A 19,971-nucleotide genomic window follows, 5' to 3' on the forward strand; every position below is an offset into this window, starting at 1 on the left:
TGGCCGTATGGCCTCATCAGGTCGTTGTCGCGGCTAGAGCCCCGCAGCCCGGTATTCACCGGGCGTCAGGCCTTCGGAAGCGCTGAAGATCCGGTAGAAGGTCGCGAGGCTGCCGAACCCGCAGGTGAGGGCGACATCGGCGATCGGCCGCGGCGGCTTTTCGCACAGCAGCTTGCGGCTCTCGCTCAGGCGCTGGGCGGTGACGGTCTGCGAGAAGCTCGCTCCGGTCGCTTCGAACAGGACGTGCAGATAGCGGACCGAGACGCCGAGCATGTCGGCGACCATGCCCGGCGACAGCGCGGGCTTCGCGAGGTGGCGGGTGATCAGACGGCGCGCGAGGCTGAGCCGGCCGACGCGCAGCGCCTGTTGCGCGCGGCGGCTGCCCGGCCTGATCGCGCCGCGCTCGATCAGCGCAAGGTCGGCCACGATCTTAACCAGCGCAGGAATGCTCACCGTATCTCCGGCCTCCGTCGCGTCCTTGAAGTCGGCAAGGCAGGCTTCGAGCAGCGGTGCCCAGCCGCGATTGCCGGTCGTCGGAGAACCCCGACGGGCAAGCTCGAGAGCTGCGGTCTGATCCACGGCATCGCCGGCGCGCGTGTGCGTGCCGTCCTCAAGCTTTGTGCGCATCGTGCAAAACCCCTCGCTCTGCATCAGAGCGCGCCTCGCAGGTAAGGAAATCGGCTGTGCCGAGACCGGGCGAAGCGCCAGCGCGGTTCTGGCGAAGTCGACGGAAATTATCTTCTCAATGCGCGCAGGCTGTTCACTTCGATCCAGAGGATGCCGGATCGCGCGACGGTCGGCCGGATCGTCCGTTTGCCCCGTGTCAGCCATTCGAGACTCCCCAAAAGGTCTTGCGATGCAATATCGTATATTTCACATAGTAATGTAAAATATGAAATAGCTAACACGTGCCAAAACTTATCGGTAGGCCGGCGAAACGGTCCGGCCGGCGCCTGATGGCCGATTGTCGGAGGGGTTTGTGGATCAGCGCCGGCTGCGCGCCGGTGGTCGCGCGGATTACTTCCGCTTCGGCATCACGGCGCAGCCGTAGAGCACCATGGCGCACATCTGGCGGTAGCGGGCCGAGAAGTCGTCGCGCGCGATCGGCGGCAATGCCTGGTTGACGGCGCGCGCCCCGTCGGCAAGCGCCTGTGCGATCTGCTCCGGCGTGAACTCACCGTTCAGCTTCAGCAGCCGCGCGGCCTGCAAGTCGATCACCAGTCTTTCCAGATCGGCCTGGAACGAGACGGCAGATTTGACCATCAAGTCGCGGCAGCGCTTGAAGGCCTCGGCATTGAGCTCGACGGTGTGCGGCGAGCCGGTGAGGCGGCGTCGCGTCTCGCCGTAGCGGACGTCGAGAATCGTCGCGAAGATATCCAGCGCGCCGCCGCCCTTTGCCCGCACCGATCGGCCGGCCTCCAGCGCGAGCGCGACGTCCTCGACGTGGCGCCAGGCGATCACGGCGCGAAACGCCTCTTCCTTGTTGCTGAAGTAGTAGTACAGCGCGCGCTGTGTGAAGCCGCAGGCCTTGGCCAGCCCGACCATCGACAGCCCGCTGTAGCCGTAGTCGAGAAAAGCCTGATTGACCTGCGTCAGCAGGTCGGGACCAGGCTTGATCATCTTCTTCGACATCAGGAGTCCGGGGACGACGAGGAACGGCGCGTGACGCCGGGAATCCCGATTACGGGCATCAGCGCGCTTTAGCAACCCGCAAGAGCCCGGTGCGCCTGCGCGTCCGGGTGGACGCTCAGGCCAGGCGGGCCCGGTAGTCGCCCGGCGTCATCGATTCCGAGGCATTGAAGAGGCGGTAGAACGTCGCAAGGCTTTCGAAGCCGCAGGCAAAGGCAACCTCGGCGATGGTCTGGCCGGACTGCTCGCGGAGCAGGCGGCGGCTTTGTGCGAGCCGAAGCGCGGTGACGGTCTCCGAGAAACTCTTCTCCGTCTCCTCGAACAGGATGTGCAGGTGACGGACCGAGATGCCGAGCAGGCCGGCTATCAGGCCCGGCGTCATTGCAGCATTCGACAGATGGCGCCGGATGAGGCGGCGGGCCAGCGACAGGTGGGCGGTTCGCAACGCCTGCTGCGCAAGCCGGCTCTTTGGCCGCATGATACCGCGCTCGATCAGTGCGATATGGGCCAGCGCCTGCACCATCGGGGCCGGGTCCGCCGCCGCGGCATCGTTACCGTCGACGAGGTCGTGGAAGCATGATTCCAGCAGCGGCTGCAGCGCAGTCTCATCCTGCACGGGCCTGGCGACGAGTTCGCCGAGCTCGGCGCCCGGCGGGACGATGTCGGTCACCGGGATCTTGATGATGCGCAGGTGGAAGCCGTCCTCGTGCAGCGGGACAGTGCGATAGGGCAGATCCGAATAGCTGGTCGCGAACATGCCGTCGCGCACCGCGAACTCATCGAGCCGCGCGCCGCCGAACCAGCCGCCGCCGCCGAGCTGCTGGTAGATGCACAGGCTGTCGCTGGCTGCATCGGCGATATCGCCTGCGCGCCGCTCGACGCGGTAGGGCGAGGCCCGCAGCTCGACCAGGGCGGCATCGCCGAGCTTGCGCAGCGAGAACTCGCCGAAGAAGTTGCGGCGGTGCTCGGACTCGAGTTCGGCCGTGACACCGAATAACCCCTTGGCGCGCACCTCGCGCCAATAGTCGAAGCGATCCCGGGGATCGACCTGCTCAGTGGACCATGTGTACACGGAAAAGCCCTTGGGACCTGTGGAGAGCTCGCGCGGGAGTGAGGGCCCAAATCTATCACGCGGGCCGTAAAAAGAAACTTGACCTGGGACGGGTGGGGCGCCCCATGGTCACCAGGGATGGGCGGCCATGACGGCCATCCGCCGCGGGCCTTGAACCGGCCAAACGGCTGATCCGACTATTAGGCGGCGGTCTCACGCGCGGCGCAGGCGGGAATTGGGATGAAGAGCTGGCTTTCAAGACTTTCGGCGACCCTGTTGGCGGTCGCATTCGTTGCATCGGCGGCGCCTGCCCAGGCCGAAAAGCGCGTCGCGCTGGTGATCGGCAACAATGACTACAGGAACGTGCCCAAGCTGCAGAAGGCGGTCAACGACGCCCGCACCATGGGCGACACGCTGAAGCAGCTCGGTTTCAACGTCATGGTGGCCGAGAATCTGAACCGGCAGGCGTTCTCCGAGACCTTGCTCGCGTTCGACCGTGCCGTGGAGCCCGGCGATACCGCGTTCTTCTTCTATGCCGGTCACGGCTTCGAGATCGCGGGCCAGAACTTCCTGCTGCCGACCGATGTGCCGGCGGCGACCGAAGGGCAGGAGGAGCTGGTGCGCGACGCCTCGGTTCTCGCCGACCGCATCATCGAGCGGTTGCAGAACAAGAAGGCGCGCACCTCGATCCTGGTGTTCGACGCCTGCCGCAACAATCCGTTCGAGCGGGCCGGCACGCGCGCGGTTGCCGGCGGCGGTGGCCTTGCGCCGATGATGCAGCTGCCCGAAGGCGTGTTCTCGGTGTTCTCGGCCGGGCCGCGCCAGACCGCGCTCGACCGGCTGTCGAACGATGATGCCAATCCCAATTCGGTGTTCACGCGGACCTTTGCCAAGGAGCTGTTGCAGCCCGGCGAGAACCTCGTGCAGGTCGCCCAGCGTACGCGGCGCCTGGTCAGCGAGATGGCCGAGACCGTCAAGCACAAGCAGATCCCGGTCTATTTCGACCAGATGGTCGACGACGTCTTCCTGAACGGGATCGCCAACGGGAACGCCAAGGCTGAAGCGGCCAAGCCGTCCGCTCCGCCGCAGCAGGTGGCTGCGCTGCCGCCGGTATCGGTGCCGAAGCTGCCGAAGGAGGACTCGATCAACGCGCCGATCGCGAGCTTCTCGCGGCACAATGGCGGCTGGACCGTGGTGTTTTCGATCGCCGATCCGGCGCTCGGCATTTCCTGGCGGATCGGCGACAGCGGCGATTTCCGCGAGACCGGCTTCATGGACACGCTCGATCCGCGCACGCGCAAGCGGATGCCCAATCCGTCGATCGAGCTGCCGGCCGACGCGCCGGCGGCCACGATCGAGCTTCGCTATGTCGACACCCAGGGCGAGATGCAGGGACCGTTCCCGATCAAGTTCGATCCCGACGCCGCGCTGATCCGCGACCAGCGCAAGATTCTCGACATGACCGCGACGAGCTGGCTGTCGTTCCGCGAGTTCAACGGGCTGCTGGTCTACTACACCCACTTGATGTCGTATCGCTGCGCGATCCGCGAGGTGCGGATCGGCATCGACAGCGCCGTGCCGGACAAGGTGTTGAAGATGCCGCCCTGCAATTCGCGCGATCCGAGCGCGATCCCGTCCGATGCGCAACCCTATCTGAAGCTCGCGCCGCAGACCAAATCGGTCTCGGTGGAGCTGACCTATCGCGACGGCAGCGTGTCGGAGATCAAGACCTTCAGGCGATAGTTTGCATCCTTGTCGCCCGACCCGCGTTACCAAGGGTGCGGCGAGACAACCGTAAGGACAGGATCATGGATGCGGGCAATCCGGCAGGATCGAACACACGTCGGATGAAGGTGCGCTGCTGCGTGGTCGGCGGCGGGCCGGCCGGCATGATGCTCGGCTATCTGCTCGGGCGCGCCGGGGTCGACGTCGTGGTGCTGGAGAAGCACGCCGACTTCTTCCGTGACTTTCGCGGCGACACCGTGCACCCCTCGACCCTGCAGGTGATGGACGAACTCGGTCTGATCGACGGCTTCCTGAAGCTGCCGCACCAGGACATCCAGAAGCTCGACGGCATGTTCGGCGGCACCTCGGTGCGGATCGCCGACCTCAGCCGCCTCAGCGTCAAATATCCCTTCATCGCGATGATGCCGCAGTGGGATTTTCTCAATTTCCTGCGCGAGAGCGGCAAGCGTTTTGCCTCGCTGAAGGTGCTGATGAACGCGGAGGCGACCGACCTGATGCGGCGCGGCGACGCGGTTGCCGGCGTGCGTGCGAACACGCCGGATGGCCTGATCGACATCGAGGCGGATCTTGTGATCGGCTGCGACGGCCGCCATTCGATCGTGCGAGGGCGCGCCGGTCTTGCCGTCGAGGAGATCGGCGCGCCGATGGACGTGCTGTGGTTTCGCGTCGGGCGGCGTCCGGACGAGACCGAGAATTTGTTCGCGCGCATCGACCACGGCAAGATGATGGTGACGTTCGACCGCGGCGACTATTGGCAATGCGCCTACGTGATCGCCAAGGGGCAATACGAGGCCGTGAAGGCGAGGGGATTGCCGGCGCTGCTCGACGACGTGCTGCGACTGGCGCCGATCCTGAAAGCCGGCATCGCCGACGTGAAGAGCTTTGACGACGTCAAGCTGCTCACGGTCGCGATCAACCGGCTGACGCGCTGGACGCTTCCGGGCCTGCTCTGCATCGGCGACGCCGCGCACGCGATGTCGCCGATCGGCGGCGTCGGCGTCAACCTCGCGGTGCAGGACGCGGTCGCGACCGCCAACGTCCTGGCGGCGAAGCTCGTTCACGGCGTGCCGTCCGAAAATGAACTCGACGCGGTGCGCCGGCGCCGCGAATTCCCGGTGCGTGTGACGCAGCGCATGCAGGTGATCGCGCAGGACAACATCATCAGCGCCGCGCTGAAGGCAGGCGATCAGCCGGTCCCGTTCGCGCTGCGGTTGATCACGGCGATGCCCTGGCTGCAGGGCCTGACGGCGCGTCTCGTCGCGGTCGGGGTGCGGCCGGAGCACGTGCATTCGCCGGCCGCGAGCTGACGCGCGGCCACGCTTTGGATGGAATTTATCAAGGATAACAGCTGCTTAATCTGGCCGCTAGAAGTTGCGTAGCTGCAACAGCGGGACATGATTCGAAACCGGCGGACACGGAATCTGCGCTGCCGGTTCCGGCGGTTTTCTTTTGGTAAGGGCTCTCCTGGAAAGCTGTGCCCATCAGACAACCTGGGGGTGCCGCCGTGTTTCATGCCAAATTCATTGCCGCCTTGACTGCAGCCAGCGCGCTCGGCCTCAGCGCCGCTGCGGCTGCCGACCTCGCCGCGCGTCCCTACACCAAGGCGCCGGCCTATGTCGAAACGCTCTACAACTGGTCCGGCTTCTACATCGGCGGCCATCTCGGCGGCGCCTGGACCAACGAGCAGTGGGTCAACAGCGCGAACACGACGGTGTTCGGCGATCTCGGACCCGGCCAGGGCTTTCGGCAGCGCGGCTCGGGCTTCATGGGCGGCGGCCAGATCGGCTACAACTGGCAGGCCAACAACTTCGTGTTCGGCGTCGAGGGCACGATCTCCGGGCTCGACAATTCCGGCCGCGTCACCAACACGGTGTTCGGCGCCGGCCGCGACGATCAGTTCAACTGGCGCTCGAATGCGATGGCGACGATCGTCGGCCGCGCCGGCTACGCGATCCAGAACAATCTGCTCTATTTCAAGGGCGGCTATGCCGGCGTGAACAATCGCCTGTCGGTCGTCGACAACGTTCCGCCGGCGACCGGCTCCGGCAGCCAGACCCATTGGGCCAGCGGCTGGACCGTCGGTGCGGGCTGGGAGTACGGCATCACCCGCAACTGGACCATCGGCGTCGAATACAATTACGCAGCGTTCGAGCGCAAGACCTATCAGCTCGCCGGCACGGCGGTGGGCACCTATACGTTCGACGCCAAGCCGCGAGACATCCAGTGGGCGGTGGTGCGCGTGAACTACAAGTTCGACGCGCCGGTGATCGCGCGCTACTGAGTTATACGAGGCGAACAGGATGCAAGAGCCCCGGCGGCGCGCCGGGGCTCTTGTGTTTTGGGGCGCGTTGGTCTCAGGCCATGACCGAATAGCCGCCGTCGACCGGGATCGCGGTGCCGGTGACGAAATCCGACGCCGGCGAGGCCAGGAATACGGCGATGCCGGCGAAGTCGTCGATCGCTCCCCAGCGCGCCGCCGGCGTCCGCGCGAGCACGCGTTCGTGCAGCCCGGCAACCTGCTGACGCGCGCCCTTGGTCAGATCGGTGTCGATCCAGCCGGGAAGGATGGCGTTGACCTGGATGTTGTCGGGAGCCCAGGCGTTGGCGCAGGCGCGGGTGTACTGCACGATGCCGCCCTTGCTCGCGGCATAGGCCGCAGCGAAGCTGGCGCCGAAGATCGACATCATCGAACCGATATTGATGATCTTGCCGTGGCCCGACACCTTGAGCGCAGGGTAGGCCGCCTTCGAGCACAGGAAGGCGCTGGTGAGGTTGGTGTCGATCACCTTGCTCCACTCGTCGAGCTCGAGCTCGTGCGGCGGCTTGCGGATGCTCATGCCGGCGTTGTTGACGAGGATGTCGATCCGGCCGAGCTCGCCGATTACCCGTTCGACCATGGCGGCGACGGCGGCCTTGTCGGTGACGTCGGTGGCCACCGCGATCGCCTTGACGCCGCGCTTGCCGAGCTCCTCGACGGCGGCCTTCGATTTCGCCTCGTTGCGGCCGACCACGGCAACCGCCGCGCCGGCATCCGCCAGGCCCCGCGCCATGCCGAGCCCGATGCCGCCATTGCCGCCGGTGACGATCGCGACCCGGCCCGAGAGATCAAACTGTCCGTTTCTCATTGTTGTTGTCCGCTGTGGTTTGAATCCGGTCGCGAGAGTGCCTGATCGTCACAGGCCTGACCAGATCGGGCGCGGCCGGTCGGCCCTGCAGCAAAAGGGTGCGCGGGAGATTGCTCCCGAAAGTCTTCAGGCAACAAAAAAGCCCCGGACAATGCCGGGGCTTTTCGTCTGCTGGATCAGCAGGGATCAGTCTGTAGCTTAGTACTTGGCAACAACCGGACCGGTCCAGTTGAAGCGATAGACCAGCGAGGTGCTGATGGTCTGCACCAGCGGCTTGAAGGTGATGTCGCGACCGTTCGAGATGTTGGTGACGTCAGCCAGCTCAGAGATGTTCTTGCTGTCGTAGTAGGCGGCGCGATATTCGGTCTTCATGAACCAGCCCGGCGCGGTGATGCCGAAGATGTTCAGGTTGTTCTCGACGCCGCCGCCGACGAACCAGCCGCTGCGGTCGAAGCCGTCGGTGTGCCCGCCGACCGGGAGCGCGGTCGCGGTGTTGAACAGGGTGGTGCCCTTCCAGTGCGAGCTGGAGTAGCCGGCGTTGACGTAGGACAGAACGTTCGGCGCGATCAGGTAACCGAGGCGTGCACCGACGGCCCAGTTATAGTCGTTCTTGATGGTACCGGCGACGCCGAGGCCCTGATCCTGGATCGTGCCCTTCAGGCTGCCGAACTGACCGTCGGCGAATACGCCGAGGACCCAGCTGTTGGCGGTCTGCCAGTCATAACCGGCACCGACAGTGCCGTACCAGCCATCGCCGCCCTGGCGCTGGTTGAAGCCGAGGATCGGCGCGCCGGTGACGGTCGACTGCACGCCGGTGTCAGCGTCCCAGACGCCACCGCCGCCGCCGCCGAAGATGTAGAAACCGGTCCAGCTCGGCGCCATCGCGATCGGGGCCGGAGCCTTGGTGTAGGGGCGGGCGGCCAGATCGGCAGCCGACGCGGAACCCGTCATCGCAGCAACCGCGGTCAGAGCGAGCAAAATCTTCTTCATATCCAAATCCTCGACTAGCGTTCGATCGGGTCGCTGACGGGAGTGCGCTGGCACCGATTCCCGAAACTCATGTTGGGGACTATACGTGGTTCCGCCGGAAATGCTGTTGCGGGTGAGACACAACCGCCCGAAAACGAAGCCGCCGGCACTCTCCAAACAGCCGAATGAAAAACGGCCGCCCTGAGCGGGGGCGGCCGAAAAATCGTTTCGGATCAGCTGGTTGGGCCTAGACGTCGAGCAGGTCGTCGCTGGCGAATTCCGCCTTGTCGGAGATGAAGGCAAAGCGGGCTTCCGCCTTGGTTCCCATCAGCCGCTCGACCGAGTCGGCGGTGCCCTCGCGATCGTCGGCCAGCAACACGACGCGCAGCAGCGTGCGCTTGGTCGGATCCATCGTGGTTTCCTTGAGCTGCGCCGGCATCATTTCGCCGAGGCCTTTGAAGCGATTCACCTCGACCTTGGCGTTGGCGTTGAATTCGCTCTTGAGCAGCTCTTCCTTGTGCGCGTCGTCGCGGGCGTAGACCGACTTGGTGCCGTGCTTGAGTTTGTAGAGCGGCGGCACTGCCAGATAGAGATGCCCCTCGTCGATCAGCCGCGGCATTTGCCGGTAGAAGAAGGTGATCAATAGCGAAGCGATATGCGCGCCGTCGACGTCGGCGTCGGTCATGATGATGATGCGCTGATAGCGCAGATCCTCTTCACGGTAATGCGCGAGCGTGCCGCAGCCGATCGCCTGCACGAGATCGGAGAGCTGCGCGTTGGCGGTCAGCTTGTCCTTGCCGGCCGATGCGACGTTGAGGATCTTGCCGCGCAATGGCAGCACGGCCTGCGTCTTGCGGTCGCGCGCCTGCTTGGCGCTGCCGCCGGCCGAGTCGCCTTCGACGATGAAGAGTTCGGAGCCTTCGGTGCCGGCGTCGGAGCAGTCGGCGAGCTTGCCGGGCAGGCGCAGCTTCTTGCCGGCGGTCTTGCGCGCGGTTTCCTTTTCCTGGCGGCGGCGCAGCCGTTCCTCGGCGCGATCGATCACGAAATCGAGCAGCCGGTTGGCCTGGTTCGGATTGCCCGACAGCCAGTGATCGAACGGGTCCTTCATCGCCTGTTCGACGATGCGCTGCGCTTCAGCGGTGGCGAGGCGGTCTTTGGTCTGGCCTTGGAATTCAGGCTCCCGCACGAACACCGAGAGCATGACGGCCGCGCCCACCATCACGTCTTCCGAGGTGATGGAAGCTGCGCGCTTGCCTTGGCCGGCGCGTTCGGCGTGGTCCTTCAGGCCGCGCAGCAGCGCGCTGCGCAGGCCGGATTCATGCGTGCCGCCGTCGGGCGTCGGCACCGTGTTGGTGTAGGACGACAGGAAGCCATCTGCATCGGCCGTCCAGGCGACAGCCCATTCGCACGCGCCATGCGCGCCGCTGCGGCCGGATTTGCCGGAGAAGATATCCTGATGCACCAGCGTGTCGGCGTGGATCGCCGCGGCCAGATAATCCTTCAAGCCGCCGGGGAAGTGGAATTTTGCTTCTGCCGGGACGTCCTCGACGCCCTTCAGCAGCTCCTGGTCGCAGTGCCAGCGAATCTCGACGCCGCCGAACAGATACGCCTTCGAGCGCGTCATCTTGAACAGGCGCTGCGGCTTGAACGCCGCCTTGGCGCCGAAGATGTCGGTATCAGGCTTGAAGCGGATCCGTGTGCCGCGGCGGTTGTTGACCTTGCCGAGGTCCTCGAGCTTGCCCTTGGGATGGCCGCGCTCGAACGTCATGCGATGCAGCTGCCCGCTGCGCGCGACCTCGACCTCGAGCCGCGAGGAGAGCGCGTTGACCACGGAGACGCCGACGCCGTGCAGGCCGCCCGAGGTCTCGTAGACCTTGGAGTCGAACTTGCCGCCCGAGTGCAGCGTGCACATGATGACTTCGAGCGCCGACTTCTTCGGGAATTTCGGATGCGGGTCGACCGGAATGCCGCGGCCGTTGTCGGTCACGGTCAGGAAGCCGTCGGCGGTCAGCTCGACGTCGATGAAGGTGGCGTGACCGGCCAGCGCCTCATCCATGCAGTTGTCGATCACCTCGGCGAACAGGTGGTGCAGCGCCTTCTCGTCGGTGCCGCCGATATACATGCCGGGGCGCCGACGGACCGGTTCCAGGCCCTCCAGGACCTCGATGTCAGCTGCGGTATAGCCGGCTTCGGCGCCTCCCGCGGGCCGGGAAGCGGCCTTCGCCGGGGTGCGCGCCTTCTGTTCCGGGGCTCCGAACAGATCGTCAGCAGATTTGCTTTTGGCGTTCGACTTCAATGATTTGGCCATGTTTCTTCAAGTGGCGCGCCAGTCTTGGCGCGGCGAATCGGTTGCTCTGACTATGCCACGGAACGGGCTGCCAATGGGGGCGACCGCGCCTCGGGCCCGGCCGTCTCCATAGATAGGAGCCTGCGATTACGCCCGCGAGGTGCGGAATACAACGACCGTGAACAGGGCCATCGCCGCGACCACCATCAGCGATCCCACGATGGGCGCTGCCTCGAACGCTGGACCTTCCAACAGCACGGCGGCCACGCCGGCCGGAAACAGCACGCCACCGATGATATGGAGCCAGCCCTGGATTTTAGCCAGCAGCATGCGGCCGGCCGCCGGCACCAGCCGGTAGTACAGGCCGAACAGGAACAGCAGCACGCCGCCGACCAGATTGAGATGCGCGTGCGCCGGCCCCAACGTGAAGTCGTGCTGGATACCCATTGCGATGCCCGCGAGCATTCCGAACAGCAAGACGACAACGCCCACGCACATCATCAGCGACCCGATCATCCAGTATTTCCTTTTTCTTGTGAGGGAGATGCCAGCCAGCCGGACCGCAGGGGCCTTACCGGAAATCACGTTTGATCCCCGCCTTTGTGACTTGATGTCACGCAATGGGCTGGCTTACCTGTTCTTAGGCTGCGTGCCGCTAGAAAGGTTCATTCGAGGTTCAACGGAGCGGAAGGCACACGACGAGATGGAAGACTTTGCGCGGGCCCTGGCCGAATTCGTCCGCCACCACCAGGCCTGGGCCGCTCCGATCGTCATGTTGCTGGCGTTCGCTGAATCACTCGCCTTCATTTCGTTGCTGGTGCCCGCCTGGGGCGCGCTGGTTGCGATCGGCGCCTTGATCGGCGTCAGCGGAATCAATTTCTGGCCGATCTGGATCGCGGGCGGCATTGGCGCCGCGCTCGGCGACTGGGTCTCCTACTGGTTCGGCTATCGCTACAAGGAGCAGGTCGCGCAGATGTGGCCGCTGTCGCGCTATCCGGAGATCCTGCCGCGCGGCGAAGCCTTCGTGAAGACCTGGGGCGTGCCCAGCATCTTCATCGGCCGCTTCTTCGGTCCGCTCCGCGCCTCGGTGCCGCTGGCAGCCGGCATTTTCGAGATGTCGTACTGGCAGTTCCAGATCGCCAATTTCGTCTCCGCGCTGGTCTGGTCGGCGGCGCTCCTTTTGTTCGGCGACGTCATTGCCCAGGCCCTCGAATGGATGTGGCGCGCGGTGTAGCGGGAGCCGGAATAAGGCTGCAATGCAGGGGTTAGGCGGGATGACAAGTGCTCGTGATGCCACCATCGCGCGAGCATCGAAACGTTGTTACAACCGCGTCACCAAGCGCGAGTTCATCGGGCGCCATTTCACTGGGAGGACAACACATGGAATTGACACGACGTCACGCTCTCGCCGGCGCTGCCGGCATCGCCGCCGCACCGTTGTTGCCGGCGCTCCCGGCCAATGCCGCGTCGCCCGCGGCCGACAAGCAGGCGCCGAGCTTCTATCGCTACAAGGTTGGTGACATCACGGTCACCGCGGTGTCCGATGGCAAGACCGTCTTCAAGCTGGAGGACTCCTTCATCCCGAACGCGAAGCGGGACGACGTCAACGCGGCGTTGGACAAGGCGTTCATGCCGCGTGACATGGTGACGATCTGGTACGCGCCGCTGGTGCTCAATACCGGCGGCAAGCTGGTCGTGATCGACACCGGCAATGGCGCGCTGGCCAAGGCCAGTTCCAAGGGCGCCAACGGTCTGTTCGCCGACAATTTCGTCGCAGCCGGATTCGATCCCAAGAATGTCGACATGGTCGTGATCTCGCATTTCCACGGCGATCACGTGAACGGCTTGCTCACCGCCGAGGGCGCGCCGGCGTTCCCGAACGCCGAAGTGCTGGTGCCGGCGACCGAATGGAAGTTCTGGATGGACGATGGCGAGATGAGCCGGGCGCCGGCCGGCCGCATGCAGGGCCTGTTCAAGAACAACCGCAACATCTTCGAGGCTGCCCTCAAGAAGAAGGTCAGCCCCTATGAATGGGGCAAGGAGATCGCGCCGGGCCTCACCTCGGTCGAGGCTGTCGGCCATACGCCGGGCCACACCTCCTACGTGCTGGCCTCGGGTTCGGAGAAGGTCTTCATCCAGTCCGACGTCACCAACAATCCGTATCTGTTCGCGACCAATCCCGGCTGGCACGCGTTCTTCGACCAGGACGCCGACGTCGCCGAGAAGACCCGCCGCCGCGTCTACGACATGATCGTCGCGGAGCGGCTCCAGGTGCAGGGCTTCCATTATCCGTTCCCGGGCCTCGGCAATGTGGTGAAGGACGGCAGCGGCTACCGTGTCGTGCCGGCCCCTTGGAATCCGGTGATCTGACGGTTCTCCTTGACGCAAAAGGGGCGCGGCCTTATAGCCGCGCCCATGATCAACGCCGCGACCATCATCATCGCCCGCCGCAGCCGCATTCTCGCGGTATGGGCGGTCGCTCGCGTTTAAGACCATCGCCTCTGCCGCCGGACCTGATCCCGCGGCGCTCTCCTCAAAAAGACACGCGGTTCGATCTGGCGGCTCCTTCGTCAAGCAGGAGTGTTCGACCATGTATACGCCGCAGCCTTTCAAGCCCGACCGTGCCGCAAGCCTCGCCTTCGCGGAGGCGCGCGGTTTCGGCCTTGCCTGCGCGTGGGACGGCGGCAAGCCGATCGCATCCGCGCTGCCGTTCTATCTGAGCTATGCCGACGACGGCACGCCGCGGGCGTTGTTTCATGTTGCCCGTCACAATCCGCTGGTAAAGCTGGCGGGCGGAGCCCCCTGGCTGCTGGCCGTCACTGGCGCCGATGCCTATGTTTCGCCGGACTGGTACGTATCGCCCGACCAGGTGCCGACGTGGCTCTATCAGGCCGTGCATCTGACCGGGCCGGTGCGGACCCTGTCGGGTGAGGAACTCGCTGTTCAAATCGATGTGCTGACGGGCAAGTTCGAGGACTGGCTGTTGCCGAAAGAACCGTGGACGTCAGCCAAGATGACAGCGGCGCGGCTCGAAGCAATGAAGAAGGCGATCGTGGGCCTTGAGATGACGGTGGAAGAGGTGGAGGGCAGCTTCAAGCTGAACCAGCACAAATCCGAGCCCGACTTTGCCGCGGTCGGCAACGCGCTCGCTTTGCAGGCCGAAGCCGGTGCCCGGCAGATCGCGGCTTTGATGCGCGACGTGCGCCCGCAGGCTTTCACAACGACACAGACCGAAATGACTTCGCTTCAAGGGGGCGTGTGATGACGAAGAAGAAAGTCGGCATCCTGGGCGCGTCCGGCTACACCGGCGCCGACGCGGTGCGGCTGTTGGCGCGGCACCCGGATGCCGAGATCACCGCGCTTACCGCCAACACCCATGCCGGCAAGACGATGAGCGAGGTGTTTCCTCACTTCTTCATGCTCGACCTGCCAAGACTCGTGGAATGGGAAAAGGTCGACTGGACGCGGCTCGATGCCGTGTTCTGCGGACTGCCGCACGGGACGACGCAAGAGATCATCGCCGCGGTGCTGAAAGCCAATCCCGCAATCAAGATCCTCGATATGTCCGCGGATTTCCGGCTGCGCGACAAGGACAGCTACGCTCAATGGTACGGTCATGAGCACCGGGCGCTCGAATTGCAGGACGAGGCCGTCTATGGGCTGACCGAGCTCTACCGGGAGAAGATCACGGCCGCGCGGCTGGTGGCCTGTCCCGGCTGCTATCCGACGGCGGTGCTGCTGGCGCTTGTTCCGCTGGCGAAGGCAAAGCTGATCGACGTCGACGATATCGTCATCGACGCAAAGTCGGGCGTGACCGGCGCCGGACGCGGACTGAAGCAGAACACGCTGTTCAGCGAGGCCGGCGAAGGGTTGTCGCCCTATTCGATCGGAAGCCATCGACACTCGGCGGAGATCGAGCAGGAGATCGGCGCAGCCGCCGGCTCGGCCGTGACGGTGAACTTCACCCCGCATCTCATTCCGATGGCGCGTGGTGAGTTCTGCACATCCTATGTCAAGCTCAACGGGGCTACGCCGGACGATTTGCGCGCCGAGCTGGAAAAGGCCTACGCCAACGAGCCGTTCGTGCATGTGACGAAGAAGGGCGTGCTGCCGCAGACGCAGAACGTGCGTGGTTCGAACTACGTTCAGATCGGTGTCGTCGCCGACCGGATCAAGAACCGCGCCATCGTGCTCTCGACGCTCGATAATCTCGTGAAGGGTTCGGCCGGACAGGCGATCCAGAACATGAACCTGATGTTCGGCTTGCCCGAAACCACCGGACTGGAGCAGATCGCGTTGTTTCCGTGAGCGGGGGTTGTTGTCGCGGACGAGGATGCGCTCAATCTATGGCAGCACAGGCGCGGCCAGATGTGTTAGCAAACCAAACGAATGAGCTTGAAAGGAACGTGCCATGACCCTCACCGATACCGATCAGCCGAAGACCAAGGGCGGTGCGACCAAGACCGTGTTCGTCGATGGCGCGTCCGGCACCACCGGCCTCGGCATCCAGGAGCGGCTGCATTCGATCGGCGACGTCGCGGTGAAGCATATCGCCGAGGACAAGCGGAAGGATGCCGGTGCCAAGCGTGCGCTGATGGAGGAGGTGGATCTCGTGATCCTCTGCCTGCCTGACGATGCCGCCAAGGAGACCGTCGCGCTGATCGACACGATGGGGAATTCAGCGCCGAAGGTGCTCGACGCCTCGACCGCCTATCGCGTCGCGCCGGACTGGGCCTATGGCTTTGCGGAGCTCGCGCCCGGCCAGGCCGACAAGATCCGCAACGCGCCGAAGGTCTCCAATCCCGGTTGCTATCCGACCGGCGCGATCGCGCTGCTGCGGCCGATCGTCGATGCCGGGCTGCTGCCTGTCGATTATCCCGTCACCATCAACGCGGTGAGCGGCTATTCGGGCGGCGGCAAGTCGATGATTGCGAGCTTCGAGGACGGCTCGGCACCGGCCTTCCACCTCTACGGCCTCGGCTTGGAGCACAAGCACGTGCCGGAGATGCAGCTGTACTCGCATCTGACGCGGCGGCCGCTGTTCGTCCCGTCGGTCGGCAATTTCCGGCAGGGCATGCTGGTGTCGGTGCCGCTGCAGCTCGACGCGCTGCCGGGCAAGCCTGATGGAGCCGATCTGCAGGCCGTTCTGGCGAAGTGGTATGCCGGCAGCAAATACGTCACCGCGATGCCGCTGCAGAACGAGGCCGCCGCGGGCGGGAAGATCGAGCCGGAAGCGCTCAACGAGACCAACCAGCTCGAGCTCTACGTGTTTGCCAGCGACAAGCATCGCCAGGCGGTGCTGGTCGCCCGGCTCGACAATCTGGGCAAGGGCGCCTCGGGTGCCGCGGTCCAGAACATGCGGCTGATGCTCGGGCTCTCCGACATCTGACGGCACGCACCGTGGACGACGCCACGCTGCAATTCTATCGGCGCAATGCCGAGGCCTATGCCGGGTGGGCGAAAGCACCGTCCACCCGGTTGATCGGCTTTCTCAAGCTGTTGCCGCCGGGCGGGGCGATCCTCGAACTCGGCTGCGGCGCCGGCAATCATGCCGCCGTCATGCTTGCCCAAGGCTTCGTGCTGCGCGCGACCGACGGCTCACCCGAGATGGCCGAGGTCGCGGCGCGTCGCATCAACCATCCCGTCGAGGCGATGTTGTTCGACGAGCTAAGGGATCGCGAGGCCTATGACGGCGTCTGGGCCAGCGCCTGCCTGCTGCACGTGCCACGCGACGAATTGGCCGGCATCGTCGGCCGCATCCATCGCGCGCTGAAACCCGGTGGCGTCTTCTACGCGAGCTACAAGATCGGCCATGGCGACGGCCGTGACAGCATCGGCCGCTACTACAACTATCCCGAGGCCGACTGGCTGGCGGCGACCTACGCATCGTCAGGTGCTTGGACGCAAGTCTCGTCCGACACCAGCGAGATCAAGAGCTTTGACGAAGCGCCGGCGACGATGCTGCATATCGTCGTGCGCAAACCAGGGTGACCAGGTCGTGTACTCATAAAACGGCCGGCCGCCTGATGTCCGCTCAACCGCAGCAGCGGCGGAAAGGCGGACATCTCTCGGGGCCGCAAAAGGGCCATGAGCCGACATCCAGCGAAGCGTGAGCACAGATGCGTGAGCCACGTGATGCCCGCCTGGATGTTTACTGAGCCGTCAGGTTCGACGCCCCCTGAACCTTGGTGATAGGCGGCGGATTCCACTTGCCGGTGAGAGCGTCCGGCTTTGGGGCATAGACGCGCATCGTCAAGTTGAACGGCCCCTTCGGCGCGGGCAGCCAGTTGACCTCTTTATCCGATCCCGGGCTCTCGTTCTGGAAGTAGAGGTCCAGCGAGCCGTCTGGGTTGTATTTGAACGGCATCCAGCTACTCACCGCAAAGCGATTTAGACTGTTTGCAATCTGAAAGCCGCTGCTGTCGTAGAGTGTGAGCGACCAAAAGGCATTTGCCGGCGGCGTCGCGCCCTTGTCGAAGTGGATGGTGTATTTGCTTGCGCCGTCGAGCGGCTTGCCGGTTTCATCGGCGAGGTTGAGCGGGTAGATCGCATCTTCCGGTACGTTCGCGCCGAGGCCAAGCTGCGCGATAATGGCGCGCTTGAGGTAGTAGTTGCCGTACACGCCCATCGTATCGGTATTCATCGACCAACCGTTTGCGATCCTGGCGATCGTTGGCACTTTCCACTCCATGAGTTGTTGCCCGGCCGCCGGCGCATCCTCCAGCGCCTTCTTCACCACGGGATCAAGCTTGCTGATGTCCAGGCTCTTGCCCGGCTCAATGCCGATCCGCTTCATCTGGGCAATAATCGGCTGGTCAGTGAGGTGGGGCGGTTGCAGCTTGAGAAGTTCGGACGCATAGACGAAGTAATCACCGCCCTTCATGCTATCGACCTGGGTTTTTGGAGGCGTCTTCATATCGATCGTCGGATCGATTTTCGTCTCCACGGGCTTGGACGGTTTGCCCCATTCCGAGAGTGGCGTGATTTTATAACCGGCCTGAATTTTGTGAACCGCATCGTAATCCGGCGGTCCGTCAGTTTTGGTGCGACCGATAATCCAGACGTACGGGGTCGGCGCTTCGATTTGGATAAATCCCGCCGGTAAGTTTCCGCTCCAGCCGCGCGGCGTGACGAGGAAATTGCGCGCTTGCGTTCCCGTTGTGCGCCAACCGGGCGAAGCAAATACGTCCGTCCACATATCGAGCATCGGCAGAAGATAATAGCGTCCATCCGTGTCCGGGACCGAGAGGACCATCGGCTCCCTGGTGAGGTCTAGGTACCCGGTAGAATACAACGTATCGAAATTTGGTCGGACGACTTGCCTCATGTCGGCTGTGGGAAAGGTCGGAACGTGGGAAAATGAATTCATGGGGGCGCCGTACCCTTTGCCGGGCTCGACATTCGTAAGCTGTTTGCGGGTCACATCCATGCTCACCAGAGGATAGAAGTAGATGTAGGCATCCCTGGCAATGTATTGCGCCTCCTGCTCGGTGACGGTGCTCTGTGCCTGGGCAGCGAGGGAGACGACAGGCAAAAGCACAAGACCCAGGAGCAAACTACCAATCGTGCTCTTTCTCATGTGGCCTCCCAGCTTAGCACCGCGCGAGATTGTCCCGCGCTTCGGGTCCGACAGAATCGAAACCATTGCAGGAGCTGTGGGCACGGCATTGATACGGATCAAACGACACGCAGGCGCCCGACGATGTTCCCGCGATGCCCGGCCGTCCGGACGCGCCGGCTTACGATTGGAGGCAGTCCTTCCGGCCCGCCGGCGAGCTGAAAGCGACGAGATCAACGCCGAGCGAATGGGTTGGCGATCGTGCTGTAGACGGCCTTATGGCACACTGCGCGGACGCCTACGCCGCCCGTCACCTCGTAAACGGTATGGGCAACATACTCTCGTTGACACCCTTCGCCGTACCGTTCTTCGCGGCCGACCTGATCGATGCAAAAAACCGCGACGACGTATGGGGCGCGGCCAAGGCGGCGGCAGGTATGGTGCCGGGAGGTGGCGCGGGGAAGCAACTGGCAATAGATATCGAGTCGCGCATGGCGCGAGCCAGTGAAATGGGCTTCAGGACTGAGACGCCTCTTTATCACGGTACTGGGCGGACATTCGACGCAATAAAAAGCGTCCCCACAGATGCGCCGGGACAGGTATTACCCGGAGTTTCGCTAAGTCTGAATCCAGAGATTGCGAGCGAGTTTGCGTTGCGGGCCCCGGATCGCGGCCTGGGCGAATATCCGCAGGTGTATAAACTTCTTCACCGGCGGAGAATCCGGCAACTCTGAAATGGACTGGTGACGAGGATTGACAATTCGGGACGCCTTCGATCGAGGACACGATTCAGTATTGATCCGCAATTATACTACCGCTGGTAGAAAACGGGAGAACATATTGATCGTGCGGGACGGCAATCAACTGCGTTCCGCGAATGCTGCCTTCGACCCTGCCAAGCGAAATAGTCTGAACCTGATGTACGGGGTGCGAGGAGCAGTTTCCCTTGCCGGTGAATTCGCAGCAGCGATCGCGATGGCGTGATCTCGCCGCCACCCGCTCGGCGCGCAGGAGGGTGGGCGGCCATCGATGCGACTTTCGCCGGTTACACGCATGATCAAGACGACCGGCGAGGCGCCGGCGGCAGGTATCGTCGTGCGCGGGTAAGACAGCAGCGCCGGCGCGGCGGTTGCCGCCGCCGGCGTGACTGCGCGGTTCAGACGATCTTGAAGATCGCGAGCGCCAGCACGGCCTGGGCGAGGAAGCCCACCGTGAAGGCCAGGGTGCGGAACACCGGCAGGCCGAGCGTGTAGACGATCAGATGGGCGACGCGGGCCCAGAAATAGACGGCGCAGGCCAGCACCGTCCATTTGGTGGAGTAGTCGGCTGCGTTGAGGATCAGGACCAGCGGCGCGAAGATCACGAGGTTCTCGACCGCGTTGTCATGCGCGAACATCAGCCGGTTGGCCCATTCGGCTTGGGGCTTGTCGGTGCGCGAGGGGTTGCCCATCGCGCCGGAGAGGCCGCGCACCTGGCAGCGGTTGATGATGTAGGGGATCCACAACAGCCCGGTCAGGATCACCGTCAGCGACAGCCAGAACAGTTCGCGCGTCATCGTCTCCCCCTCACGTGAATTCGATTCCCGACCGCCGGGATCGTCCGTTTA

Annotated in this window: 20 protein-coding genes; 11 read left to right on the plus strand and 9 right to left on the minus strand. The window is 64.2% G+C overall.

The features are described 5' to 3' along the window. Positions 1–33: 33 nt before the first annotated feature. The 3 genes from CK489_RS26810 to CK489_RS26820 all read right to left on the minus strand — a co-directional run bounded on the left by CK489_RS26810 (position 34) and on the right by CK489_RS26820 (position 2,701). Entirely contained in the window at positions 34–831 is a 798-nt protein-coding gene (locus CK489_RS26810) for a helix-turn-helix transcriptional regulator (RefSeq protein WP_095734391.1), read from the minus strand. 186 nt (positions 832–1,017) lie between these two features. Further along, positions 1,018–1,632, minus strand: coding sequence for a TetR/AcrR family transcriptional regulator (locus tag CK489_RS26815; RefSeq protein WP_095734392.1), 615 nt, complete (start codon positions 1,630–1,632; stop codon positions 1,018–1,020). A gap of 115 nt (positions 1,633–1,747) precedes the next feature. Next, a complete protein-coding gene (locus CK489_RS26820; RefSeq protein WP_095734393.1) occupies positions 1,748–2,701 on the minus strand; it encodes an AraC family transcriptional regulator in 954 nt (317 codons plus the stop codon). Between the two features lie 219 nt (positions 2,702–2,920). Between CK489_RS26820 and CK489_RS26825 the strand changes: the two genes are divergently transcribed. The 3 genes from CK489_RS26825 to CK489_RS26835 all read left to right on the plus strand — a co-directional run bounded on the left by CK489_RS26825 (position 2,921) and on the right by CK489_RS26835 (position 6,707). Then, positions 2,921–4,423 carry a caspase family protein gene (locus CK489_RS26825; protein ID WP_095734394.1) on the plus strand — a complete coding sequence of 501 codons (1,503 nt, stop codon included), beginning with the start codon at positions 2,921–2,923 and terminating at the stop codon, positions 4,421–4,423. A gap of 65 nt (positions 4,424–4,488) precedes the next feature. Then, positions 4,489–5,733: an FAD-dependent oxidoreductase gene (locus tag CK489_RS26830; RefSeq protein WP_198961032.1), complete on the plus strand. Its 1,245-nt coding sequence runs from the start codon at positions 4,489–4,491 to the stop codon at positions 5,731–5,733. A gap of 197 nt (positions 5,734–5,930) precedes the next feature. Continuing rightward, positions 5,931–6,707, plus strand: a complete 777-nt coding sequence (locus CK489_RS26835) for an outer membrane protein (protein ID WP_095734396.1) — start codon at positions 5,931–5,933, stop codon at positions 6,705–6,707. Between the two features lie 73 nt (positions 6,708–6,780). Here the strand turns inward: CK489_RS26835 and CK489_RS26840 are convergent, their stop codons facing one another. From CK489_RS26840 to CK489_RS26855, 4 genes are all read right to left on the minus strand, one after another. Further along, a complete protein-coding gene (locus CK489_RS26840; protein ID WP_095734397.1) occupies positions 6,781–7,551 on the minus strand; it encodes a glucose 1-dehydrogenase in 771 nt (256 codons plus the stop codon). Between the two features lie 198 nt (positions 7,552–7,749). Continuing rightward, complete coding sequence (locus CK489_RS26845) at positions 7,750–8,541, minus strand: outer membrane protein (RefSeq protein WP_050629399.1); 792 nt, start codon at positions 8,539–8,541, stop codon at positions 7,750–7,752. A gap of 226 nt (positions 8,542–8,767) precedes the next feature. After that, entirely contained in the window at positions 8,768–10,828 is a 2,061-nt protein-coding gene (parE, locus tag CK489_RS26850; protein WP_095734398.1) for a DNA topoisomerase IV subunit B, read from the minus strand. Between the two features lie 126 nt (positions 10,829–10,954). Further along, entirely contained in the window at positions 10,955–11,323 is a 369-nt protein-coding gene (locus CK489_RS26855) for a hypothetical protein (protein WP_050629398.1), read from the minus strand. 187 nt (positions 11,324–11,510) lie between these two features. Here CK489_RS26855 and CK489_RS26860 point away from each other — a divergent pair, with 187 nt between their 5' ends. The 6 genes from CK489_RS26860 (at position 11,511) to CK489_RS26885 (ending at position 16,798) form a co-directional block, all read left to right on the plus strand. Then, on the plus strand, positions 11,511–12,041 hold the full coding sequence (locus CK489_RS26860) for a DedA family protein (RefSeq protein ID WP_050629397.1): 531 nt from the start codon (positions 11,511–11,513) through the stop codon (positions 12,039–12,041). 146 nt (positions 12,042–12,187) lie between these two features. Continuing rightward, positions 12,188–13,177 (plus strand): MBL fold metallo-hydrolase, encoded by a 990-nt coding sequence (locus CK489_RS26865; protein WP_050629396.1) that lies wholly within the window; start codon positions 12,188–12,190, stop codon positions 13,175–13,177. 220 nt (positions 13,178–13,397) lie between these two features. After that, positions 13,398–14,069: an FMN-binding negative transcriptional regulator gene (locus tag CK489_RS26870; RefSeq protein ID WP_095734399.1), complete on the plus strand. Its 672-nt coding sequence runs from the start codon at positions 13,398–13,400 to the stop codon at positions 14,067–14,069. Beyond that, positions 14,069–15,115 carry an N-acetyl-gamma-glutamyl-phosphate reductase gene (gene argC, locus CK489_RS26875; protein ID WP_095734400.1) on the plus strand — a complete coding sequence of 349 codons (1,047 nt, stop codon included), beginning with the start codon at positions 14,069–14,071 and terminating at the stop codon, positions 15,113–15,115. The genes CK489_RS26870 and argC (CK489_RS26875) overlap by 1 nt, the downstream gene beginning before the upstream one ends. Before the next feature lie 103 nt (positions 15,116–15,218). After that, positions 15,219–16,196 carry an N-acetyl-gamma-glutamyl-phosphate reductase gene (argC, locus tag CK489_RS26880; protein WP_095734401.1) on the plus strand — a complete coding sequence of 326 codons (978 nt, stop codon included), beginning with the start codon at positions 15,219–15,221 and terminating at the stop codon, positions 16,194–16,196. Between the two features lie 11 nt (positions 16,197–16,207). Beyond that, entirely contained in the window at positions 16,208–16,798 is a 591-nt protein-coding gene (locus tag CK489_RS26885; RefSeq protein WP_095734402.1) for a class I SAM-dependent methyltransferase, read from the plus strand. Between the two features lie 160 nt (positions 16,799–16,958). Here CK489_RS26885 and CK489_RS26890 read toward each other — a convergent pair whose 3' ends face one another. Further along, a complete protein-coding gene (locus CK489_RS26890; protein WP_095734673.1) occupies positions 16,959–18,386 on the minus strand; it encodes a DUF1254 domain-containing protein in 1,428 nt (475 codons plus the stop codon). Between the two features lie 134 nt (positions 18,387–18,520). Between CK489_RS26890 and CK489_RS26895 the strand changes: the two genes are divergently transcribed. Beyond that, positions 18,521–19,099 carry a hypothetical protein gene (locus CK489_RS26895; RefSeq protein ID WP_143278225.1) on the plus strand — a complete coding sequence of 193 codons (579 nt, stop codon included), beginning with the start codon at positions 18,521–18,523 and terminating at the stop codon, positions 19,097–19,099. A gap of 106 nt (positions 19,100–19,205) precedes the next feature. Further along, positions 19,206–19,349: a hypothetical protein gene (locus CK489_RS41465; RefSeq protein WP_158226507.1), complete on the plus strand. Its 144-nt coding sequence runs from the start codon at positions 19,206–19,208 to the stop codon at positions 19,347–19,349. Positions 19,350–19,521: 172 nt separating this feature from the next. Here the strand turns inward: CK489_RS41465 and CK489_RS26900 are convergent, their stop codons facing one another. After that, positions 19,522–19,920 carry an MAPEG family protein gene (locus tag CK489_RS26900; RefSeq protein WP_050629390.1) on the minus strand — a complete coding sequence of 133 codons (399 nt, stop codon included), beginning with the start codon at positions 19,918–19,920 and terminating at the stop codon, positions 19,522–19,524. Positions 19,921–19,971: the final 51 nt, after the last annotated feature.

This window comes from Bradyrhizobium sp. UFLA03-84 (genome assembly GCF_002289535.1).
Classification (GTDB): Bacteria; Pseudomonadota; Alphaproteobacteria; order Rhizobiales; family Xanthobacteraceae; genus Bradyrhizobium; species Bradyrhizobium viridifuturi.

Coding starts and splice junctions, on each gene's coding strand:
- CK489_RS26810 (WP_095734391.1), bottom strand. CDS start 831: ATGGCTGACACGGGGCAAACGGACGATCCGGCCGACCGTCGCGCGATC.
- CK489_RS26815 (WP_095734392.1), bottom strand. CDS start 1,632: ATGTCGAAGAAGATGATCAAGCCTGGTCCCGACCTGCTGACGCAGGTC.
- CK489_RS26825 (WP_095734394.1), top strand. CDS start 2,921: ATGAAGAGCTGGCTTTCAAGACTTTCGGCGACCCTGTTGGCGGTCGCA.
- CK489_RS26830 (WP_198961032.1), top strand. CDS start 4,489: ATGGATGCGGGCAATCCGGCAGGATCGAACACACGTCGGATGAAGGTG.
- CK489_RS26840 (WP_095734397.1), bottom strand. CDS start 7,551: ATGAGAAACGGACAGTTTGATCTCTCGGGCCGGGTCGCGATCGTCACC.
- CK489_RS26845 (WP_050629399.1), bottom strand. CDS start 8,541: ATGAAGAAGATTTTGCTCGCTCTGACCGCGGTTGCTGCGATGACGGGT.
- parE (WP_095734398.1), bottom strand. CDS start 10,828: ATGGCCAAATCATTGAAGTCGAACGCCAAAAGCAAATCTGCTGACGAT.
- CK489_RS26855 (WP_050629398.1), bottom strand. CDS start 11,323: ATGATCGGGTCGCTGATGATGTGCGTGGGCGTTGTCGTCTTGCTGTTC.
- CK489_RS26860 (WP_050629397.1), top strand. CDS start 11,511: ATGGAAGACTTTGCGCGGGCCCTGGCCGAATTCGTCCGCCACCACCAG.
- CK489_RS26865 (WP_050629396.1), top strand. CDS start 12,188: ATGGAATTGACACGACGTCACGCTCTCGCCGGCGCTGCCGGCATCGCC.
- CK489_RS26870 (WP_095734399.1), top strand. CDS start 13,398: ATGTATACGCCGCAGCCTTTCAAGCCCGACCGTGCCGCAAGCCTCGCC.
- argC (WP_095734400.1), top strand. CDS start 14,069: ATGACGAAGAAGAAAGTCGGCATCCTGGGCGCGTCCGGCTACACCGGC.
- argC (WP_095734401.1), top strand. CDS start 15,219: ATGACCCTCACCGATACCGATCAGCCGAAGACCAAGGGCGGTGCGACC.
- CK489_RS26890 (WP_095734673.1), bottom strand. CDS start 18,386: ATGAGAAAGAGCACGATTGGTAGTTTGCTCCTGGGTCTTGTGCTTTTG.
- CK489_RS26895 (WP_143278225.1), top strand. CDS start 18,521: ATGCCCGGCCGTCCGGACGCGCCGGCTTACGATTGGAGGCAGTCCTTC.
- CK489_RS26900 (WP_050629390.1), bottom strand. CDS start 19,920: ATGACGCGCGAACTGTTCTGGCTGTCGCTGACGGTGATCCTGACCGGG.